This is a genomic window from Pseudomonas sp. EL_65y_Pfl1_R83, assembly GCF_963970695.1.
Taxonomy (GTDB): domain Bacteria; phylum Pseudomonadota; class Gammaproteobacteria; order Pseudomonadales; family Pseudomonadaceae; genus Aquipseudomonas; species Aquipseudomonas tritici.
In genome coordinates this window covers 73,215-93,538 of the sequence record NZ_CAXAQI010000004.1, presented here as the reverse complement: position 1 = coordinate 93,538, position 20,324 = coordinate 73,215, and the positions used below count along the sequence as shown (strand labels likewise).

The following is a 20,324-nucleotide window of genomic DNA, read 5'->3' as shown; positions in this document are numbered from 1 at the left end:
TTGAGCGTCTTGATAGAAAACTATCAAGCCCCGCTGGGCCTGGATGATAGCTTGATAGGGAATGGATTCAAGGCCTTGAGGGTGATTTAGGCGTTCTCTATCGTGGGTTTCACAAAGCACCTGAAACCACCCGCTTGCGGAGAACAATAACAATGCCTGAACACACCGCTCATCCCGCCCGGCGCGACTACAGCCTCACCGGCCCCGAAGCCGCCCGCGCCTTTGATAAAGGCCTGGTCTCGGCCAGTTGGTATCAGTCGCCGGTTTCCCGAAAACGCATGAAAGCACTGATGCAGCGTCGCGACGGCCCGGCCTTGCTCGACACTGCCATTTGGGTGACCGCGCTGTTCGCCACTGGTTTTGGCGGCTACTGGTTCTGGGGCACCTGGGCCTGCGTGCCGTTCTTCCTGGCCTATGGCGTGCTGTACGGCACCGCGTCCAACCCGCGCTGGCACGAAACCGGCCACGGCACGGCGTTCAAAACCCGTTGGATGAATGACGTGCTGTACCAGGTTGCAAGCTTTATGTGCATCTTCGAGCCCCATGTGTGGCGTTGGAGCCATGCCCGTCATCACACCGACACCATCGTCGTCGGTCGCGACCCTGAGATTGTCGAGCCGCGCCCACCGCGCTTCTCGATGATGTTCTTGAGCCTGTTCAATGTGCCCTTGGCCTGGAAGACGTTCAGCGGCGTGGCGCGCCATGCCGTCGGCAAGATGAGTGCCCAGGAGGCAGACTTTATCCCCGAGTCCGAATGGCCCAAGGTGTTTCGCGCGGCGCGTATCTGGGTCGGTATCTACGCGGTGGTCATCGGCGCCGCCTTGTACCTGCACAGCTGGCTGCCGCTGATGCTGATTGGCCTGCCGAGTATCTACGGTGCCTGGCTGGGCTATATTTTCGGCCTCACTCAACACGTGGGCCTGGCCGAGGATGTGCTCGACCACCGCAGCAACTGCCGCACCATTTATATGAACCGTGTGCTGCGCTTTATCTACATGGACATGAACTACCACCTCGAACACCACATGTACCCGATGGTGCCGTATCACGCCCTGGCGCAATTGCACGAAGAAATACGCGGCGACTGCCCGGCGCCCTACGCCGATCTGTTCGAGGCGTACAAGGAAATCCTGCCGACCATCTGGAAGCAGCGCAGCGACCCCAACCATTTCGTTCAGCGCCCGATACGCCCGCGTGCCGAACCGGCCGCCAATGCCCCCGTGCATGCAGAAGCCACTGCCGGCTGAATGCCTTCCAAGAACAAGAGAAAACGCCATGAACGATCAATGGATCGACGTCTGCGCCGTGGGCGAAATAGACGAAGAAGACGTGCTGCGCTTCGACCACGGGCCGCACACCTACGCGGTGTATCGCTCGGCCGACAATGAATTTTTTGCCACCGCGGGGCTGTGCACCCATGAGAAAATTCACTTGGCCGACGGCCTCGTGATGGACCACATCATCGAGTGCCCCAAGCACAACGGGCGCTTCGATTACCGCACCGGCAAGGCCCTGGGCGCGCCAGTGTGCGTCAACCTCAAGACCTACCCGGTGCGGGTCGAAGCGGGGCGGGTATTGCTCGCCGTCACGGCGTGATGATGAACGAGGCTCTGATTATCGTCGGTGCCGGCCATGCCGGTGGCCGTGCGGCGCTGACCTTGCGCGAAGAAGGTTATACCGGGCGGCTGATCCTGATCGGCGATGAGCCGCACGTGCCCTACGAGCGGCCGCCGCTGTCCAAAGGCCTGTTGCAGGGCACAGCGGATTTGGCCGGGTGCAGCCTGTGCGACAGCGCGCGGCTGGCCGAGCTGGATATTGAGCATATCGCCGGTAATCCGGTGGCTCGCTTGACGCCGCAACACCATCGCCTGCAACTTGCCGACGGCCAGTGGCTGCCGTATGCCGGTCTGCTGTTGGCCACTGGCGGCAGGGCACGACGATTGCCTCAGGCGCAGGCCAATGTGCTTTACCTGCGCACCCACGATGAGGCGCTGGCCTTGCGCAGTGCCCTGAACCCCGGCACGCGGCTGGTGGTGGTGGGTGGCGGGTTTATCGGGCTGGAAGTGGCGGCGACAGCACGCGGCCTGGGCTGTGAGGTGACGGTACTGGAAGCCGGACCGCGCCTGGCGGGCCGGGTGTTGCCGGCGGTTATCTCCCAAGCGCTGCTGGATTTGCATCGTCGCCAAGGGGTGGATGTGCGTTTGAACGTGGCGCTGGAATCCATCCAGGCCGACGCCGTGCTGTTGGTGGACGGGCAGCGGTTGCCCTGCGACTGGGTGGTGGTCGGCATTGGCATGCAGCCCAACATCGAACTGGCCACGGCGGCGGGGCTGGACGTGGGGCAGGGCATTCGCGTCGATACGTACCTGCGCGCCAGCGCACCGGACATCTATGCCGCTGGCGATGTGTGCGAATTCCGCCTGGACGGCCTGTACCAACGCCAGGAAACCTGGCGCAATGCCGAAGCCCAGGGGCGGCATGCGGCGCTGAATATGTTGGGGCGCAATGTGCCGTTCGAGGCGCTCCCCGGTTTCTGGTCCGACCAGTACGATTGGGGGGTGCAAACCGTGGGTGTGATCACGCCGCTTACGGTCAGTCGGCCATTGCCGGGCGGCGGCTTGCTGCTGTTCTACCTGGATGCCGATCACCATCTGCAAGGTGCTTGTGGATGGGCGCCAGGCAACAGCGTGGCCAAGGACATCAAGCTGTGCGAACGCCTGATCTGCGCATGCACCCCGCTCAACGCGACCAGCCTGGCCGACCCCGAGCTGCCCCTCAAACACATCCTGCGAGGCTGATATGCGCCAATTCCTGGTGTTCCAATCCCTGTGGGCCATGCAAACCGAGCCCGGCCCCCTCGAAGCGCAACTCGAGCGCATCAAAGCCGCCGGTTTCGACGGCATCACCGACCATTACTTCAAGCCTGCCGACGTCTCGCGCCTGCACGCCGCCGCCACGGCCAGGGGCTTGCAGATCGAAGGCCAGCTGTTCCCGCAGTCGGTGGATGATCTGGCGGCCGCACTGGACGTAATCAGCCGCTACGGCTGCCACCACCTCACCCTGCAAGCCGACGTGCGCCCGCGCACTCAAACCGAGGCCGCACGGTTGGTCGAAGGCTGGCAGCGCCTGGCCGAGCAGGTGGACTTTCCGGTGCTGCTGGAAACCCATCGTTATCGGCTCACCAACGACCTGCTGTTCACCCTCGACCTGCTGGCACAGATGCCCGATTTGAAGCTGCTGGCCGACCTGTCCCACTACGTGGTCGGGCGTGAGTTGCCCGAGCCCGTTACTGCTGAAGATGACGAGCAGATCCGCACGATCCTGCGCAACAGCTGGGGCTTTCACGGCCGCGTGGCCAGCAGTGAACAGGTGCAGGTGTCGCTGGACTTTCCCCAGCATCAAGCCTGGGTACAGCGTTTTACCGAGTGGTGGCGCTACGGGATCGAAGACTGGCTGGCCCGTTCCGATACGCCGCAAAGCCTGAGCTTCACCTGCGAACTGGGCCCGCCGCCCTATGCGATCACCGGCGCGGATGGGCGTGAGATCAGTGATCGCTGGGCTCAAGCGCTGAAGCTGCAGGTGTTGATTCGGCAGGTGTGGCAGAGCTGTCAGCGGTTGCCTTGAACCCGCTGAGCCGCGGAATGCGGTCTTCAACACAAAGCAATTCAACGCTGGGAGCGGGCAAGCCCGCGCATTAGGTTAGGGTTGGTTTTAAATAGCGTCAGTTCAACTCAGCAACCCGGTACTCACCGCCACAATCAGGAACACCCCCAGCAGCGCGCGATAAATCACGAACGGCCAGGTGGAGAATCGCTCCAAAAACTTCATCAGGCCCCAGATCGCAAAAAACGCCGAGATGCTCGCCACCACCAAACCAAAGATCAAATGCGGCCAGGCATGGGCCGGCATATCGGCATGCAGCAGCACCCACAGTTCTTTCAAACCGGCGAGGGCGATGGCGGGCAGGCCCAGCAGGAAAGAAAAGCGCGCCGCTTCCTCACGTTTGAAGTTGAGAAACAGTGCCGCCGTCAGGGTGGAGCCGGAACGCGACACCCCTGGAATCAACGCGCCAATCTGCGCCACTCCCACGATCAACGCATCCCGCAGGCGCATTTCACTCACCTCCCGGGTGTGGCGTGCACGGACTTCCGCCACTGCCATCAGCACCGCCATGACCACGCAGGAAATCCCGATCACCATCAGCCCACGCAACGGCGAGTTGCAGGCATTCAAGGTCGAAGACAACGCCAGGCCGGCGATGCCGATAGGAATGGTCGCCAGCACAATCGCCACCGCCAGCTTGAACCACCGGTCGTTGTAGTCACCCCGGCGCACCGCGCTGATGCTGCCGGTGGTCACTTGGCGTACATCGCGCCAGAAATAACTGACCACCGCGGCCAGTGCCGCCAACTGCATGGCTGCGGAAAACGCCGAGCCGGGGTCTTGCCAGCCGAGCAGGGCGGGTACTACGCGCATATGGGCGGTGGACGACACCGGCAGCAGTTCGGTAATGCCCTGGATCACGCCCAGGATGAAGATCTGCAGGTAGTCCAGGGAGGCAAAACCTACATCCAGGCCGGCGGTACAGACGTTTGTCAAAATACATGTCCTTGAAAAAGAGCGGCAATTTCGCGGAGTTTATTCGAAATGTTTCAAGGTTTCGGAAGGGGCAACGCCTTTTTGCATTCGGTTCAGCAAGTAGAAAGGTTGGCCACGCTATTGGACTGTGCTCAGGTTTTGTGAACAATGGCGCCCTGCGTTTTTTCACTGAGGGTCCCATGCCTGAAACCACCGTCGAATTGATCCAGACCGGCCCTGAAGAAGCCGAGCTGATCCGCAATCTCTACCAGTATTACGCCTATGAATCCTCGGACTGGGAACAGGAAGATGTCGAGGCGGACGGCCGTTTCTACATTCACGACGAACACCTGGCCCGCTATTGGCAAGACCCGCAATGGAGCGCCAACCTGCTGCTGGTCGATGGCTACATCGCCGGTTTCCTGCTGATCGAAGGCAGCGAACTGCCGGGTATCGACGCTCTGGAACTGGCTGACCTGTTCATCCTCAAGCGCTATCGGCGCAAAGGCATCGGCCGTGCCATCGCCAGCCAGGTGCTGTGTAGCGGCGAGGCGGATTGGCTGGTGCGCTTTTACGACCAGGATGAAGTGTCCCAGGCGTTCTGGCGCAGGGTGCTGGACAACCTGCCGCGCCCGGTACAGGCGATCGAGTTGGCGGATGATCCGCAGTTGGTGAGTTACCTGGTGACACGCGCGGTGTTGCACTAAGCGCGAGGTTGAACTTAAAGCAGGGGGGGCGCCTCAGAGGCTTGTCGGTCAAAATGGTGTTCACCCCCCCGTGGCAGCGGCATCTACTCCGTGCGTAATGCGTTCTGCCTGAACGACCCCAAGGGCACGGTGACCATCCGTGACCTGAACACTGGGGAAGCACTCAGCAGCGAAAGCCCTTACCACTGCCGCTAGACGCTCTAGCTTCTGAACAACGCCTGCTGCATCGCCTGCGGCGGCTGCCCGAACGCCCTGAGAAACGCCTGGCGCATGCGTTCGCGGTCACCAAACCCGGTCTCACGGGCCACCACTTCCACGGGATGACGACTGGTTTCCATCATCGCCCGCGCGGCCTCTACCCGCAGGGACTCGATGGCCTTGGCCGGCGTTTGCCCGGTTTCTTCGCGAAACACCCGGCTGAACTGGCGTGGACTGAGCCGGGCAACATCGGCCAGGGCTTCCACCGAGAGATCATGGGTCAGGTTCTCACGGGCATAGGCCAGGGCCAGTTGTACGCGGTCTGACTTGGGGTCCAGTTCCAACAGCGCCGACAACTGCGATTGTTCACTGCCCCGACGTTGGGCGATCACCAGCTTGCGTGCAATGCGCCGCGCGAGGTCGCTGCCCAGGTCGTTCTCCACCATCGCCAACGCCAAGTCCACCCCGGCGCTCATGCCGGCGCCGGTCCACACCTGGCCGTCGACGATGAACAGCTTGTCTTCTTCCAGGCGGATATCCGGATAGCGCTTGCGAAAGGCCGGCGCGTGAATCCAATGGGTGGTGGTGCGCTTGCCCTCCAGCAAGCCGGCTTCTGCCAGCACGAAGATGCCCATGCACAACGAGGCGACGCGTCGCGATTGGGCCGAGGCGGCCTTGACCAGTTCCAGCAGGTTCGCTTCCGGCAGGCGAAACTCCAGGTAGCCGCTGACGATCAGCGTGTCGTAGCCCTGCGGCCGGATCGGTAGGGTATTCACCGAGAACCCCTGGGAGGTCATCACCGCGCCGCCACTTTCCGACACCAGGTGAAACTCATAGGCCGGCTCGCCGCGCAGCAGGTTTGCGCACTCGAACACCGAGCCCAGGCTGAGGCTCAGGGATTGGAAGTTCGGGTAAACCATCAGCGCTACGCTGTGCATCGCATGTCTCCAGAAGCGTGGTAGGGGGGATTGTCGGTGGCTGCCGGGAAAACGGCAACCGACTTTGCCGCATGTCCGGAATCCTTGCGGATCTGACATTGTGCGCGTTTTACCCGGCCCCTAACATTCACCCAACGAACGAGACGACTGGTCTAATCGGACGGGATGAAAAATGAGCCGCGAAACTAAGAGTGCAAGGCAGACGATTCTGGAAAGTGCGCAGCCGATTGTGGGCGCCAAAGGGTTTTCTGCGGTGGGATTGAACGAAATACTTCAAGCCGCCGATGTGCCTAAAGGCTCGTTCTATCACTACTTCAACTCTAAAGATGCGTTCGGGGTGGTATTGCTCGATACCTATTTCGACAACTACTTGAACGGTATGGAACAGCTGTTCAATCAGCCGGACTTAACCCAGCACGCCAAGTTGATGCGCTATTGGCACAGCTGGATCGACAACCAGACCGGCGGCACCGACGCAGGCAAATGCCTTGCCGTCAAACTGGGTGCAGAGGTGTCAGACCTTTCAGAGCCGATGCGCCTGGCCCTGCAGCGCGGCACCGCACGCACTATTGCGTTGCTCGCAATTGCCTTGCAACGCGGCATCGAAGACGGCTCGCTGAAGGTTGCGCAACACCCTGAAAGCCTGGCCCAGCGCCTGTATGCGTTGTGGCTGGGGACCAGCGTCATGAGCAAGATCACACGTACTTGCGCGCCGTTCGACGAGGCGCTGTGGCTGACCCGACACCTGTTGGGCTGCCCTGAACACACTGACACTCACACCTATCGAGGCACTGGAAAATGAAAGTATTAATGGTACTGACCTCTCACGACCAGCTTGGCGATACCGGGCGCAAGACCGGCTTCTGGCTCGAAGAATTTGCTGCACCCTATTACGCGTTCAAGGACGCTGGCGCCGAAGTGGTACTGGCATCCCCGGCCGGCGGTCAACCGCCGCTGGACCCGGTGAGCGACCAGCCGGACGCCCAGACTGAACAGACCCATCGCTTCGCCGCCGACCCGGCTGCACAGCAGGCCCTGGCCAACACACTGAAACTGGAAACCGTCAACGCCGACGCCTTCGACACCGTGTTTTACCCAGGCGGCCACGGCCCGCTGTGGGACCTGGCGGAGTCACCCGTCTCGATTGCCTTGATCGAGTCCTTCGAACGCGCTGGCAAACCGATCGGTTTTGTCTGCCACGCACCGGGCGCGCTGCGTCACGTCAAGGCGGTCAATGGCGACCCGTTGATCAAGGGCCGTCGCGTCACCGGGTTCTCCAACTCGGAAGAAGCGGCGGTGGAGTTGACCGACGTGGTGCCGTTCCTGATTGAAGATGAGTTCAAGAAACTCGGTGGCCATTACGAGAAGGGCGCCGATTGGCAATCCTTTGTTATCACAGATGGCCTTTTGGTCACCGGGCAAAACCCTGGCAGTTCCAGTGATGTGGCCAAAGCCCTGCTGACACTCACCGCTTAATTTAAAAAAACCGCTGTATTCATTGGCGACTTTTATAAGTCGCCAATGCTTTAGCACGTCCGCAATTTGGAAAACTTTACATGACTGACAATGTTCTGAGTACGCCGGTAAAACTGGGCCACCACACGTTAAACAACCGTATCGTCCTGCCGCCGTTGACGCGCCAGCGCAGCGCTCAGCCTGGCGACATCGCGACGGACTTGATGGCCGAGTATTACCGCCAGCGTGCCACGGCTGGTTTCATGGTCAGCGAAGGCACGCAGATCGAGCCGCGTGGCCAGGGTTATGCGTGGACGCCGGGCATTTACACCCCGGCGCAGATCGACGGCTGGCGCAAAGTCACCGACGCGGTGCACGCCGAAGGCGGGGTGATCTTTGCCCAGTTGTGGCACGTTGGCCGGGTCTCGCATAACGCGTTGCAGCCAGACGGCGCCGCACCCGTCGCGCCGTCGGCAATCCAGGCGCAGCAGGCCAAGGCCTTTATCGAAACCGGTCCTGGCGTGGGTGAGCTGAAGCAGCCGCCGGTACCGCGTGCTTTGAGCGCTCTTGAGATCGAAGAGTTGGTCGGGCACTACGCCCAGGCCGCACGCAATGCACTGGATGCCGGGTTTGACGGGGTGGAAATCCATTCGGCGAATGGGTACCTGGTCAACCAGTTCATCTCGGCCCACGCCAATCAGCGTGACGATGAATACGGCGGCTCACTGCACAATCGCCTGCGCTTTCTGCGTGAGATCGTTGAGGCCGTGAGCGCCGTGGTTGGGCCGGAGCGCCTGGGTGTGCGCTTCTCGCCCTTGTTCAGTGGCACTGATCAGGATCGCGTGTACATCGGCCTGGTGGAAGAAGACCCGCATCACACCTATATCGAAGCGATCAAGGTGTTGGAAGAGTCAGGCATCGCCTATGTGTCCATCGCTGAAGCCGACTGGGACAACGCCCCAGTGTTGCCAGACACTTTCCGTGAAGCGGTGCGCAGCACCTTCAGTGGTCGCATCATCTACGCTGGCCGCTACACCGCTGAACGCGGCGCTGCTCTGGTAGAAGCGGGGTTGGCGGACTTGATCGCATTCGGGCGGCCATTCATTGCCAACCCGGACCTGCCGCAACGGATTTTCAATGGGTGGCCGCTGAACCCGCTGAAGGCTGAGGGGCTTTACGGTGGGACGCAAGCCGGATACATCGACTACCCGGTGTACGCCGAGTAGCCCTGCGAAGGTGATCCATGTGGGCGCTGGCTTGCCTGCGATAGCATCGACTCGGTTCAACTGAATGACCAAGGTGTCTGCATCGCAGGCAAGTCGAATCGTCGCACCGAAGCTCCCACACTGGATCTTTACAGGGTCAGGATCAGCGTCACTCCACCCGCAACACAATCTTCCCGATATGGTCCCCACCCTCCATCCGCGCATGCGCCTGGGCGGTGTCGGTGTAGGCGTACACCTTGTCGATGATCGGCAGGCACCGCCCGGCGGCCAGTACCGGCCAGATGTATTCGCGCAGTTGTTCGGCGATGGCAGCTTTCTCTTCTTTACTGCGTGCCCGCAGGAGTGAGCCGGTAATCACCGCGCGTTTGCCGAGAATGCTCAGCAGGTCGACGTCATTGGCCTTGGCGCCGCCGAGGAAGCCCAGCATCACCAAGTGACCGTCCATGGCCAAGGCCTTGAGGTTGTTGTTGAGGTAGGAGGCTCCCATGATGTCGAGGATCACATCGACGCCCTGGTTGTCGGTCTGCTGCGCGATGACTTCGGCAAAGTCCTGCTCGCGATAATTGATAGGTTCAGCGCCCAGCTTGGCAATCGCGGCACATTTGTCGGCGCTGCCAGCGGTGGCAAACGCCTGGATGCCAAACTCGCGGCACAGCATCAAAGCGGTGGTGCCGATGCCGCTGGTGCCGCCGTGAATCAGCGCGCGTTGACCGGTGTGCGCATCGCCAAGGCCGAACAGGTTGGCCCACACGGTGAAGAACGTTTCCGGTACGGCGGCGGCTTGAATCCAGTCCATACCCTCAGGGATCGGCAAGGCCTGGCCGGCCGGCACGCTGCAAAATTGCGCGTAACCGCCGCCGTTGGTCAGGGCACAAACCTTGTCGCCCACCTGGTATTCGCTTACGCCTTCACCCAGCGCCACCACTTCACCGGCCACTTCCAACCCTGGGATCGGGCTGAAGCCGGGTTTCATCGGGTATTTGCCGGCGCGTTGCAGGGCGTCGGGACGGTTGACACCGGCGGCGTGAACACGGATCAGGATCTCGCCGGGGCCGGCGACAGGCACATCGGCCTGGCGCGGTTGCAGCACTTCAGGCCCGCCAGGGGTGGTGATTTCGATCAGGGTCATTTCTTGAGGAAGCGTCATTTCAGATTACCTGCAGCGATGAGCGTATGGGTTGGGACCGTACCGAGCGGTCGACGGTTCAGCAGGATCATGCCCGGTTCCAGTGCCAATGCGACCACAATGGCCCCGGCGGCGATCATGAACAACAGCGCATGCTGCCCGCCACTGCTGTTGAACAGTGCCGAATAGGCAAAGCCGGAGAGCGCCTGGAACGTCGCGAAGGACACCGTGGCGCGGCTCCATGCCACTTGTTGCTGGTGATGGTTGGGCAGCAACTCATGCACCCGCGCCAGTGCCAGCGGCACGATGCCCGGCGGGAAGGAACCGAGGATCACCGCGAGGGCGGTAAACGAGCCGGCAAACGGCAGCAAGCCGACCGCAATCGCCTGCACCACCAGCGCCCCGCGAATACTCAAGCGGGCCCCGAGTTTATCGACGAGGAACCCGTAAGTCACCGGCCCCGCAATCGCGCCCAGGCCGTACATTACCCAGATCATCGCGCCGATGTGCGCGCCGTCTCCCAGGCCACGGGCCACGTAATCCACCAGGAACACCATCGCCGGCACCAAGCCCGCCGCCATAAAAGCGTATTGGGCGAACAACAGGTACACGCCAGAAGGTGTCGCTGCGCAAGTGTCTGCTCGTGCCGGTGCCTCATGCAGCTTACCGCTGGGCCATGCGAACCAGCTCGCAACCGCGGCCCTCAGTTCAAGCCTGCTGGTGTGCCGCTCTATTGCCGCGGGCATCGGCATCGGCGAAATCCCGGTGTACACCGGCGAACGTGACGGGCTGGTACGCCTGCGGCCCGACCGCACGCGGCCCTTGCCGTATGACGTGTGGCTGGTGACCCACGCCGATCTGCGCCACACCGCGCGAGTGCGGGTGGTGATCGATGAAATCGTCGCGGCATTTGCCGGTACGGGGGAGTGAGGTCAGCACAGGCTTGCAAGCAGGCGGATGGCACCGTTGACACAATCGACGTTTGTCTCGACCAACAGAGAGCACGTATGAACGAATCAAAACAACAGGACCTGGGGTTGTTGTTTCTACGGGGCAGCGGGGCGCTATTCCTGCTGTGGGTGCACGGTTTGCCGAAACTGTTGAACTACAGCGAGCAGTTGAAGCTGATCGAGGACCCATTTCATTTGGGCGCTCACATCACGCTGCTGCTGGCGATATTTGCCGAGGTGCTGTGCCCGCTGCTGATCATTGCAGGGGTGCTGGTGCGCCTGGCGTGCCTGCCGATCCTGGCGGTGCTGTTGATTGCCATGCTGGTGGTGCACCCGGAGTGGACGTTGCTGGAAGGGCAATTCGGCTGGCTGCTGTTGATCATTTTCAGCAGCGTGTTGATCGCAGGGCCTGGGCGTCTGGTCGTGAGCCAACGTTTCTCCTGAGCAAAAAAAGGCCGGGCAAGCCCGGCCGAAATAAGGAGAGGGTGGTTCAGGTGTTTCAGCGGGTCAGGAACGCCAGCAGGTCTTCATTCAAGGCCTGGGCATGGGTCACGGCGAACCCGTGTGGTGCGTCCTTGTAGACCTTCAGCTCGGCGCCTTTGATCGAAGCCGCGGCGGCTTTGCCGGTGGTTTCGAACGGTACGATCTGGTCGCCGTCACCGTGGATGACCAGGGTCGGCACGTCAATCTTGGCCATGTCCGGGCGGAAGTCGGTTTCGGAGAAGGCGGTCACGCAATCCACGGTCGATTTCAGCGACGCCAGCATTGCCACCTGCAGGGTCTGGGTCAGCACCCCTTCGGAGACTGTCTGGCCCTTGTTGATACCAAAAAACGGCGTGTTGAAATCGCTGATAAATTGCGCGCGATCCTTCAACAGCCCAGCCTTGATGCCATCGAACACTTCAGTCGGCACGCCCTGCGGGAAATCCGGTTTCTGGCCGAGCAGCGGTGTCACCGCCCCCAGCAGTACCAGGCCGCCGACGCGGGCGCTGCCGTGGCGAGCGATATAGCGCGCCACGTCGCCGCCGCCCATGGAAAAGCCCACCAGGGTCACGTCCTTGAGGTCCAGGTGTTCGATCAACTGCGCGATATCGTCGGCGAAGGTGTTGTAGTCGTTACCGGTCCATGGCTGGTCCGAGCGCCCGAAGCCACGACGGTCAAACGCGATGGTGCGAAAACCACGGCTGCTCAGGTATTCCATCTGGTATTCCCACATGTCGGCATCCAGCGGCCAGCCGTGGCTGAACAGCACGGGCTTACCGCTGCCCCAATCCTTGAAGTAGATCTGGGTACCGTCTTTGGCAACGAATGTGCTCATGGAAAACTCCTTGGTGTATAGGCTGGAAAACTCAGGATCACTATTGCCCTTAAGTGTTTCGAGGGCTTGTACGGGTGTGCTTGCTTGGGATTACCAACTGAACTTGAGCTCGACCCCCAGGTAATTGCTGTCATCACCGCCTGCATCGCGCAGGGTCTGGCCGACGTCGTAGTGCACGGCTTCGACGGCGCCGGTGAGGTTGGGGCTGAACACATAGTCAGTGCGCAGTTGCGCGTAGGCGCCGGTCCAGCGATCACCGCTGCCAGCGGTGCCGGCCACCGGCAGGTTGGGCTGGGTGTACACCGCATCGCTGGTGGTTTGCCGCCAGAGCAGGCCGATGGCGGTTTGCACGCTGAGCTTGTCGAACGGTTTGACGGTGATCGACGGCTTGACGTGAATCAGGTTGCTGTAACCGGTGTAGCCCGCCAGGGAAAAGTAGTAGCCGTTGGGAAACAGCGGGTTGAATGTGCCAACAGTGCCATCCCCGGTTTTACGGTCGCCCGAGGCGATGTCCAGTTGCAGGCCGAGGCGCGGCGTCCAGGCCAGGCTGTCAAAGGTGTAGCCGGTGCGACTGCCAGAGGCCCAGGCGCGGATATCCTTGTTGCCCACCGAGCCACTTTGCAGCATCGCTTCGACGTCCCAGTCAAAGCCCATGGCCGCGCCGCCCAGGCGGGCGTCGAACAGGTGGCGGGTTTCGTCGCCGTCCGCGTCCAGGTAGTGCGCCGCGCTGCGTTCATACACGCCGTAGTAGGCTGACAGCTCGTTTTTACCGCCCACCAGCCGCTCGACCCGCACCATGTGGAAGCGTGCGTCACTATTGGATTTGTCGTCGAAGTGCCGCCCGTCCTGATACTGCACCGGCTGGCTGGCAATCCCGATAAAGCGCCAGTTGCTCGTCTCCCAGTCGGCCCACAGGGCATCGAAGGATTGCCGCACATTCGGGCCTTCCCGCGATGAGATGAAGCGCTGCAAGTCGAAAGCGAAATCCTGGCGCCCGACACGTGCTTTCAGCGTGCCGCTGCTGAAGGCATTGACGTATTCGGCAAAGGCCAGGCGCAGGTCGACGTGGTTCTGGTCGGCGCCGCCGATCGTCGTCTTGTCATACGCGTGTACGTCTTCAAGCTGGGTGAACACCCGCCAGTTTTCGTTCAGGTGCAGGTCGGCATGCACCTGGAAGCGGTGGATCAAGTAGCGATCACGCTTCACATCGCGCACGCCAAAACCACTGGCATCGTTCATCTCGAAGCGCTCGCGTAACGTGGCGCCCAGGGACAAGTAGGTGAACGGGTTGGCACCTGACAATGGGATGTACTTCCAATTGTCCAGCGGCTGCGTGCGCAGCGCCGGGTTTTGCAGGACCGACCAGTCTTCCTGCCAACGGTTGGCCTTGAGGGTCGGGCGTGTCGCTTGCTCATCGGCGTGGACGCCGCCGGCGAGCAGCGGCCACAGCACGGCCAGGCCCCAGCCTGTGCGACGCTTCATTTTGCCGCGTTGAGCTGGTGAATCTCCGCGACATAGCCGCCCGGGAACTCGACCAATGCGCTGCGACGGCCTTTGCTGTCAAAGGCGGGCACCAGCACTGTGGCGCCGGAGCCGGTGGCCTTGCCCAGCGTCGCCTTCAGGTCAGTCACTTGATAGCCGGTGGTTTCATGACCAAAGGGGTAGGGCAGTTGGCCTTTGGTGACCAGCACCGCCATGCGCCCGAACGGCGACTCGATGTCGACACGACGGTAGCTGCCACTGGCTTGACCGATATCCACGCCAGGCGCGTGCTTGTCATCGGCCAGGACTTTGCCGTGGGAAAAGCCCAGGAACGACTTGATAAAGCGGTCGGCACGGTCGGCACTGAGGTACACGCGGTTTTCCGGCACGGTCTGGAACGCGGGGTAATACGGGGTCTTGGTGTGCCAATAGAGCTGCATATTCACGCCGCCCGGCCACTGCACCACGGCATCACGCCCGATCGGGTCGGGGAAGTCGCTGACGATCACCGCCGCACCGTTTTCCCGGGCGGCCTTGAGCGCTACGTCCATGTCCTTGACCAGGTAACCGTTGCGCTCCTGGCCGAACGGGTGCGGGATCGGCGTGGTGAAGCCAAACAACGACACCGTGCCCGCCGGGGTCTGCAGCAATTGCGAGGTGGTGCTGCTCGGCACCGGCAACACATTCACCACCACCTGAGCTGTGCTTTTGCCGCCGAAAGTGGCCAGGAAGCTCTGGGCAAAACGGTCGACATCGGCCGGCGCCACATAGACGTGGCTGGTGTCATATTGCGGGGCCACCGCTACCGTGGGTGTTGCCGCAAAGGCACTGCCCATCATGGCCGCGGCCAGCAACGTGACAGCCAGCGATACCGTCCTCACTTTTTTACACATGCCCACTCTCCAGCGTCTTGAGAAAGTCAGGAGCTTAGGGGCCGCGCAGTGACGCGGATTGTATGGACGTGCTCGGTTGAACGATTCAGCGTCGATGCTGGTCATCTGACTTCCAGCATCCGATCACACAGGTGAACGAAATGGCCAAGACCTACAGCTACGCCGCTCAGAACGCCAAGGATTCCCTCAAGCCCTTTACCTTCGAGCGCCGCGCGCCGGGGGCGGATGATGTACAGATCGACATTCTCTATTGCGGGGTCTGCCACTCCGACCTGCACACCGCCCGCAACGAATGGAACAACACCCTGTACCCCTCCGTGCCTGGCCATGAAATCGTCGGCCGTGTTACGGCGGTAGGCGCCAATGTGCAGAAGTTCAAAGTCGGTGATTTGGCCGGTGTCGGCTGCATGGTCGACAGCTGCCAGCATTGTGCCTCCTGCGCCGAAGGCGAGGAGCAGTACTGCGAGAGCGGCTTTACCGGCACCTACAACGGCCCGGTATTCGGCGGCGAAAACACCTTCGGCGGCTACTCCGACAGCATCGTGGTCAAGGAGAAGTTCGTGCTGCACATCTCCCACGACGCTTCCAACCTGGCCGCCGTGGCGCCGTTGCTGTGCGCAGGCATCACCACCTATTCGCCGCTGCACCACTGGAAGGTTGGCCCCGGCAAAAAGGTCGGTGTGGTTGGCCTCGGTGGCCTTGGGCATATGGCGGTGAAGATCGCCCACGCCATGGGCGCGCACGTCACGCTGTTCACCACCTCACCCAACAAACGCGAAGACGGCCTGCGCCTGGGTGCCGATCAAGTGGTGGTGTCGAAGAACCCGGATGAAATGGCCGCGGTCGCCAACAGCCTGGATTTCATCCTCAACACCGTCGCCGCACCGCACAACCTCGACGCCTTCCTCAACCTGCTCAAGCGTGACGGCACCATGACCCTGGTCGGCGCCCCCGACAGCCCGCACCCGTCGCCAACCGTATTCAACCTGATCTTCAAGCGCCGCAGCCTGGCGGGGTCGCTGATCGGCGGCATCCAGGAGACCCAGGACATGCTGGACTTCTGCGCCAAGCACGGGATTGTGTCGGACGTGGAGATGATCGATATCCAGGGCATCAACGAGGCCTATGAGCGGATGCTCAAGGGTGATGTGAAGTATCGTTTTGTGATTGATATGGAGAGTTTGAAGAAAGAAAGCCACGCGGCCTGAGACACGCTGCAAGTCCAAACTGTGCGAGCGGCGGTTCGACGCTTCGACTTGCTCGCGAATGCGGTGGATCAGTCAAATCATCAGTGACTGACACTCTGCATTCGCGAGCAAGCCCGCACACATTTGGATCTCCATACATCAGGCAGATACCACTCGCTATTGATCTGCTCTTGATCTGGCTTGTGATCTTGATCTTAGGCGCCCCGTCAATCACGCTCCAAAGCCTTCGTTCGGGCACACCGAGCCTAGGCGAGGTGCCGAGTGGTGGGGCAAGAGCCCTTTGGTGACTTTGGGGCTCTTTTCCAAAGTGACCCGCCGTCAGGGCGAAACCAATACCAGCCATTACCGCAGGAATGGATATGTACTCATTCCAACCCAAGCACCTGGTCGGCCCAAAGGCCGCCTCGTAAACAAGCTCCCTCCCACATTTGTTACATGTGTACTCAGACAATTTCTAACGGCTCAAGGCCGCTGCGGTTTCACCGACGTACCGAAGGTGTTGCCCATTCGCACACTGGTCGCCGCTGGGGTGGCTAAACCGACCTTATTGGGCAGGCGCTTTTCGATGGAAATATTCTGCGCCTCGCGGTTTTTTTGCGTCGCCTTTGTTGCATTCGTGTCATTACCCATCTGGTGGCTAAGGCAGCCATAGTCGGGCGCCTTATAGCCATCCACCGTGACCTCTGCGCAATTATCGGCATGGGCAACCAAGGGCAGGACAGCGCACAGCAACAGGCTGGCGAGGGTTGGTAGCACGTTCATCAGGGCCTCCTGGCGGGCCCGAGGGACTGGGCCGGTAAGGCTGCAAAGTGTAGTGCAGCCGGCTTGTCGTCACCGTGATGTTTTTTTTGCTATCACCGTAACATCAGATTCATAAACTGGCCTCAGGATGACGGTTTTCTAGGGCGCGTCGGCCGTGCAGCGATGCAGAGCAGGGGGTGAACAGGGAGTCCGGAGGCGCGTCATGTGCGTCCTGGTCTTGCTGTTGCTGCTGGCCGCTGGTCGTACGGCACTGGCAGAGTCACCCCTGCTGTCGTTGGACCTGCCTGCGCAGGACCTGGAGCAGGCACTGCAAGCCTACAGCCGCGCCACCGGGATGGCGGTGCTGGTGGACCGCGAGTTGACGCGGGGCCGGCGCTCCATTGGGGTGCGCGGGCGCTTTACGGCGCAAGAGGCGCTGGCGATGTTGCTGACAGGGAGTGGCCTGATGGCACGTTATGCACGCAGCGATGCGTTTACCTTGCAGACACCGCAGGTCAGCCAGCCGCCCACCCAGGGTGCGGCGGCACGCAGCGCCGCGCGGATCAACAACAGCTACGCGACGGCGTTGCAACAAGCCATCGAAACCAGCCTGTGCCGTTCGCCGCTGACCCGGCCCGGTAGTTTTCGCGCGCTGGTGCAGGTATGGGTCAACCCCGACGGGGTGATTGAACACAGTCGGCTGGTCAGTTCCACCGGCGATGAACAACGCGATGAAGCACTGGTGCGCCGCCTGAGTGCGGCCCGGGTCGAACGCCCGGCGCCGAGCTCACTGCGCCAACCGGTGACTTTACTTTTGATGCCCGACACAACAGGAACGCGCATGGAATGCACAGTAGCGAAAGGAGCCTCGGGCGGATGAAAAATACCGGGCACAGTCCGATGGTCAGCTTGTTCCTGGCCTCCTACGAAGACTTCAAGGTGCGTTTGCGCAAGCGCCTGGGTTCGGAGGACCTGGCCAACGACGTGCTGCACGAAACCTACCTGCGGGTCGACCGCATGGACGTGCCGCCGAACCTGCAACAACCCAACGCCTACCTGTACCGCATGGCCTTGAACATCGCCGCCGACCGCCGCCAGGCCGACGCGCGTCTGCTCACCGGCAGCGAGGTGGAGGAACTGTTGCAAAGCGCCGACGAAGCCCAGGACCCGTCGCGGGTGGTGGGCGGCCAGAAAGAAATCCAATCCCTGGTCAAGGCCCTCTACGAACTGCCGGCACGCCGCCGCAAGATCCTCATCGCCGCGCGCTTGGAAGAAGCCCCGCACCTGGAAATTTCCCAGCGTTTCGGTATCTCCACGCGCATGGTCGAGAAGGAAATCAAGGCTGCCCTGGGCCACTGTGCCAAGCGCCTTGAAAGAAAAGTGATTCAGCGGTTCGGTCCCGGGGCCGGAAAACCGTCTTAGTGTCGAGTCCCTGATAAATCCGTGAGTACGTGCGCGCTTGAATATTTTTAGCCTCTCCACCGCCCGGCAACCCGCCGCCAGACCCCTGCACGATGAAGCCCGCGACTGGCTGCTCCTGCTAACCTCGGGCCGCGCCACCGTGGCCGACGCCAAGGCCCTGCAGGCCTGGTGCGCGCAGAGCGCGGAACATGCCCAGGCGTTCGAACAGGCCAAGGCGTTATGGCGCGACTTGGTCCCCGCCCTTGAACAGGTGTCGCAACCGCGCAGCTTTGGCCGTCGTGCCTTCCTGGGCGGTGCGATTGCTGCCTCGGCGGCCGTGGTGATGGTCCGTGTCGGCGTACCGGGCGGCTTCGCCGGGCTCACGGCGGACTACCGCACCGAAGTCGGCGAGCAGCGCCAGGTGATGTTGAGCGAAGGGATAAGCCTGGAGCTCAATACCCAGACGCGCATCAGCCGAGTGGGGCAGGGTATTGAATTGCTTGAGGGTGAAGTCGAGGTGCTCGCCCACAGTGCGCAGCCGCTCAAGGTCCAGGCCGGCGAAGGCTGGGTCAGTGCGGCGCAGGCCCGCTTCAATGTGCGCAACACCGACCACAACGTGTGCGTGACCTGTATCGAGGGCTCGCTCTTGGTGGGCACCGCCGGGCGCAGCGTGCGCCTGGACGGTGGCCGGCAACTGACCTATGGCAGCGCCGGGGCCAGTGAAGTGACCACGGTAGACACCCAGGCAGTGGTTGCTTGGCGCAAACAGGTACTGGTGTTCAACAATGCCACGCTGGCGACGGTGGTGGATGAGATCAACCGCTATCGACCGGGGATGCTGGTGTTGCTGAACAGAGAACTTGGCCAACGCCGGGTGCAGGCGCGGTTCAGCTTGCAGCAGTTGGCGGGGGTGGCGTTGTTGATTCGCGATGCATATGGGGCCAAATGTACGGAATTGCCGGGTGGGGTGGTGTTGTTGAGTTAGTTCAACGACCTCAACGGCCCCACCACCTGGCGATATTTTTCCACGCCTTGTGGCGTCTGCCGCACTAAGCTGATTTCCAGCCCCTGCGGATCCTCGCGGCGATTACCACTCAACTGCCGCCATCCCTTATCCGTCTCCCACACCCGCACCTGCAAATCACTCACGCCGGTCAACACCACCACGCCATCCTTGGCTGCCGGCAGCGGGTAGCGGTCTCGTGCTGGCGCTGCTGCCCGGTATAGCGAATCCCCCTTGAGCCACCACCGTACGCGTTGCAGCCCGTCCCCTGCCACTGGGGCGCTGCGGATCACGTCCAGGCGAAAGCCCTTGCTGTCGGAACTGCGAACCGTCACCGCAGCCAGCCCCTCTGTTTTAGCCGCTCCGTCTTCGGCCGCGCTGGGGACCGTGAGTTCAACACTGGCCCGCAAGCTGATATCCCGCTGCATCTGATTCAACGCTCTCAGCAGCACCTCCGTTTGCTCGGTGCTCGCCTGCAAATGCTGATCAGCGCGGGTCACGCTGTCGAGGCCGCGCCAGGCGATCACGCTGACCAACGCCATCAGCATGATCGCCACCATCACTTCGATCAGGGTGAAGCCTTGCTGGGCGTTGTTCATGGCTGGTTCACCACGCGCATCAAACCGGCGGCGTCGCGTTGCAGGCTGAGGCTGTGTTGCCCGTCGGACAGCACCACGCGCAGCGGTGGGTTGATCCATTCGGCATTCAGCACCAGGGTTTGCCGGGGTTCGATGTTGATTTGCATTGGCGTGCTTTCCCATAACCGTGGGCGAAGTGGGTCGTCGTTTTTAAACGTCTCGATACCTGTCCCGTCATCCCTTTGACGATTGAAACGAAAGCCCTTGGCATCGGCGCGCCAGGTGATGGGGCGGCCGTCGACGTGGGCTTCGGCCTGGGCGACTTGCAGCAGTTGGCTCAGGCGCTCGGCGTCTTTGCGCAGCAGGTGCAGTGGGTCGGGTTTGATCGTGAGGCTGATGGCAGCGCTGGCGATGCCGATGATCACCAGCACCACCATCAGTTCGATCAGGGTGAAGCCTTGCTGTTTCATCGCGCGCTTCCTGGAAAACTGGGGAGTGTGTGAAATAAAAGCGTGCGAATTG

Annotated in this window: 22 protein-coding genes and 2 pseudogenes; 14 read left to right on the top strand and 10 right to left on the bottom strand. The window is 61.6% G+C overall.

The genetic code is table 11. The features are described from left to right. The first annotated feature begins 152 nt into the window (after positions 1-152). From AACY08_RS06950 to AACY08_RS06935, 4 genes are read left to right on the top strand one after another with little or no spacing between them, the layout of a single operon-like run. The gene (locus AACY08_RS06950) at positions 153-1,247 is read left to right on the top strand and encodes a fatty acid desaturase family protein (RefSeq protein ID WP_339468747.1); all 1,095 of its coding nucleotides are present in this window, start codon (positions 153-155) and stop codon (positions 1,245-1,247) included. Positions 1,248-1,275: 28 nt separating this feature from the next. Then, positions 1,276-1,596 (top strand): MocE family 2Fe-2S type ferredoxin, encoded by a 321-nt coding sequence (locus tag AACY08_RS06945; RefSeq protein WP_339419721.1) that lies wholly within the window; start codon positions 1,276-1,278, stop codon positions 1,594-1,596. 2 nt (positions 1,597-1,598) lie between these two features. Further along, entirely contained in the window at positions 1,599-2,798 is a 1,200-nt protein-coding gene (locus AACY08_RS06940) for an NAD(P)/FAD-dependent oxidoreductase (RefSeq protein WP_339468746.1), read from the top strand. 1 nt (position 2,799) lies between these two features. Further along, positions 2,800-3,624, top strand: coding sequence for a sugar phosphate isomerase/epimerase family protein (locus AACY08_RS06935; RefSeq protein WP_339468745.1), 825 nt, complete (start codon positions 2,800-2,802; stop codon positions 3,622-3,624). 102 nt (positions 3,625-3,726) lie between these two features. On the opposite strand, the gene AACY08_RS06930 is transcribed toward AACY08_RS06935, so the two are convergent. Beyond that, positions 3,727-4,599 carry an undecaprenyl-diphosphate phosphatase gene (locus tag AACY08_RS06930; protein WP_339468744.1) on the bottom strand — a complete coding sequence of 291 codons (873 nt, stop codon included), beginning with the start codon at positions 4,597-4,599 and terminating at the stop codon, positions 3,727-3,729. Positions 4,600-4,778: 179 nt separating this feature from the next. Between AACY08_RS06930 and AACY08_RS06925 the strand changes: the two genes are divergently transcribed. Beyond that, a complete protein-coding gene (locus AACY08_RS06925; protein WP_339468742.1) occupies positions 4,779-5,285 on the top strand; it encodes a GNAT family N-acetyltransferase in 507 nt (168 codons plus the stop codon). Between the two features lie 200 nt (positions 5,286-5,485). Here the strand turns inward: AACY08_RS06925 and AACY08_RS06920 are convergent, their stop codons facing one another. Beyond that, positions 5,486-6,421: a GlxA family transcriptional regulator gene (locus AACY08_RS06920; protein WP_339419730.1), complete on the bottom strand. Its 936-nt coding sequence runs from the start codon at positions 6,419-6,421 to the stop codon at positions 5,486-5,488. A gap of 172 nt (positions 6,422-6,593) precedes the next feature. On the opposite strand from AACY08_RS06920, the gene AACY08_RS06915 reads away from it, so the two are divergent. The 3 genes from AACY08_RS06915 to AACY08_RS06905 all read left to right on the top strand — a co-directional run bounded on the left by AACY08_RS06915 (position 6,594) and on the right by AACY08_RS06905 (position 9,102). Further along, complete coding sequence (locus AACY08_RS06915; protein ID WP_339468741.1) at positions 6,594-7,223, top strand: TetR/AcrR family transcriptional regulator; 630 nt, start codon at positions 6,594-6,596, stop codon at positions 7,221-7,223. Beyond that, positions 7,220-7,897 carry a type 1 glutamine amidotransferase domain-containing protein gene (locus tag AACY08_RS06910; RefSeq protein WP_339468740.1) on the top strand — a complete coding sequence of 226 codons (678 nt, stop codon included), beginning with the start codon at positions 7,220-7,222 and terminating at the stop codon, positions 7,895-7,897. The genes AACY08_RS06915 and AACY08_RS06910 overlap by 4 nt, the downstream gene beginning before the upstream one ends. 80 nt (positions 7,898-7,977) lie before the next feature. Beyond that, the gene (locus tag AACY08_RS06905; protein WP_339468738.1) at positions 7,978-9,102 is read left to right on the top strand and encodes an alkene reductase; all 1,125 of its coding nucleotides are present in this window, start codon (positions 7,978-7,980) and stop codon (positions 9,100-9,102) included. A gap of 148 nt (positions 9,103-9,250) precedes the next feature. On the opposite strand, the gene AACY08_RS06900 is transcribed toward AACY08_RS06905, so the two are convergent. Together AACY08_RS06900 and AACY08_RS06895 are read right to left on the bottom strand one after the other, a co-directional pair. Next, a complete protein-coding gene (locus AACY08_RS06900) occupies positions 9,251-10,249 on the bottom strand; it encodes an NAD(P)H-quinone oxidoreductase (RefSeq protein ID WP_339468737.1) in 999 nt (332 codons plus the stop codon). Then, positions 10,246-10,926 (bottom strand): annotated as a pseudogene (locus tag AACY08_RS06895) (YbfB/YjiJ family MFS transporter); the annotation flags it as partial. The pseudogene AACY08_RS06895 and the gene AACY08_RS06900, both read right to left, overlap by 4 nt. Here AACY08_RS06895 and AACY08_RS06890 point away from each other — a divergent pair. Together AACY08_RS06890 and AACY08_RS06885 are read left to right on the top strand one after the other, a co-directional pair. Further along, a pseudogene (locus tag AACY08_RS06890) lies at positions 10,925-11,158 on the top strand (LysR substrate-binding domain-containing protein); the annotation flags it as partial. The pseudogenes AACY08_RS06895 and AACY08_RS06890 sit on opposite strands and share 2 nt — an antisense overlap. A gap of 77 nt (positions 11,159-11,235) precedes the next feature. Then, a complete protein-coding gene (locus tag AACY08_RS06885; RefSeq protein WP_339468735.1) occupies positions 11,236-11,622 on the top strand; it encodes a DoxX family protein in 387 nt (128 codons plus the stop codon). A gap of 55 nt (positions 11,623-11,677) precedes the next feature. Here the strand turns inward: AACY08_RS06885 and AACY08_RS06880 are convergent, their stop codons facing one another. The 3 genes from AACY08_RS06880 to AACY08_RS06870 form a co-directional block, all read right to left on the bottom strand. Continuing rightward, complete coding sequence (locus AACY08_RS06880) at positions 11,678-12,496, bottom strand: alpha/beta fold hydrolase (protein WP_339468734.1); 819 nt, start codon at positions 12,494-12,496, stop codon at positions 11,678-11,680. A 90-nt stretch (positions 12,497-12,586) separates the two neighbouring features. Further along, positions 12,587-13,978: an alginate export family protein gene (locus AACY08_RS06875; RefSeq protein ID WP_339468733.1), complete on the bottom strand. Its 1,392-nt coding sequence runs from the start codon at positions 13,976-13,978 to the stop codon at positions 12,587-12,589. Continuing rightward, positions 13,975-14,871, bottom strand: a complete 897-nt coding sequence (locus AACY08_RS06870; RefSeq protein ID WP_339468732.1) for a VOC family protein — start codon at positions 14,869-14,871, stop codon at positions 13,975-13,977. The genes AACY08_RS06875 and AACY08_RS06870 overlap by 4 nt, the downstream gene beginning before the upstream one ends. Positions 14,872-15,011: 140 nt before the next feature. Between AACY08_RS06870 and AACY08_RS06865 the strand changes: the two genes are divergently transcribed. Beyond that, positions 15,012-16,079 (top strand): NAD(P)-dependent alcohol dehydrogenase, encoded by a 1,068-nt coding sequence (locus AACY08_RS06865; protein WP_339468731.1) that lies wholly within the window; start codon positions 15,012-15,014, stop codon positions 16,077-16,079. Between the two features lie 462 nt (positions 16,080-16,541). On the opposite strand, the gene AACY08_RS06860 is transcribed toward AACY08_RS06865, so the two are convergent. Next, positions 16,542-16,841 carry a hypothetical protein gene (locus AACY08_RS06860; protein WP_339419748.1) on the bottom strand — a complete coding sequence of 100 codons (300 nt, stop codon included), beginning with the start codon at positions 16,839-16,841 and terminating at the stop codon, positions 16,542-16,544. A 202-nt stretch (positions 16,842-17,043) separates the two neighbouring features. On the opposite strand from AACY08_RS06860, the gene AACY08_RS06855 reads away from it, so the two are divergent. The 3 genes from AACY08_RS06855 to AACY08_RS06845 are packed head-to-tail and all read left to right on the top strand — an operon-like array spanning position 17,044 to position 19,206. Beyond that, a complete protein-coding gene (locus tag AACY08_RS06855; RefSeq protein WP_339468730.1) occupies positions 17,044-17,700 on the top strand; it encodes a TonB family protein in 657 nt (218 codons plus the stop codon). Then, positions 17,697-18,242 (top strand): RNA polymerase sigma factor, encoded by a 546-nt coding sequence (locus tag AACY08_RS06850; RefSeq protein ID WP_065876202.1) that lies wholly within the window; start codon positions 17,697-17,699, stop codon positions 18,240-18,242. The genes AACY08_RS06855 and AACY08_RS06850 overlap by 4 nt, the downstream gene beginning before the upstream one ends. Positions 18,243-18,279: 37 nt before the next feature. Next, on the top strand, positions 18,280-19,206 hold the full coding sequence (locus AACY08_RS06845) for a FecR family protein (RefSeq protein WP_339468729.1): 927 nt from the start codon (positions 18,280-18,282) through the stop codon (positions 19,204-19,206). Here the strand turns inward: AACY08_RS06845 and AACY08_RS06840 are convergent. Next, on the bottom strand, positions 19,203-19,823 hold the full coding sequence (locus AACY08_RS06840) for a type II secretion system protein GspJ (protein WP_339468728.1): 621 nt from the start codon (positions 19,821-19,823) through the stop codon (positions 19,203-19,205). The two genes, AACY08_RS06845 and AACY08_RS06840, sit on opposite strands and share 4 nt — an antisense overlap. Continuing rightward, complete coding sequence (gspH, locus tag AACY08_RS06835; protein WP_339468727.1) at positions 19,820-20,272, bottom strand: type II secretion system minor pseudopilin GspH; 453 nt, start codon at positions 20,270-20,272, stop codon at positions 19,820-19,822. Before gspH ends, AACY08_RS06840 begins: the two co-directional genes overlap by 4 nt. Positions 20,273-20,324: the final 52 nt, after the last annotated feature.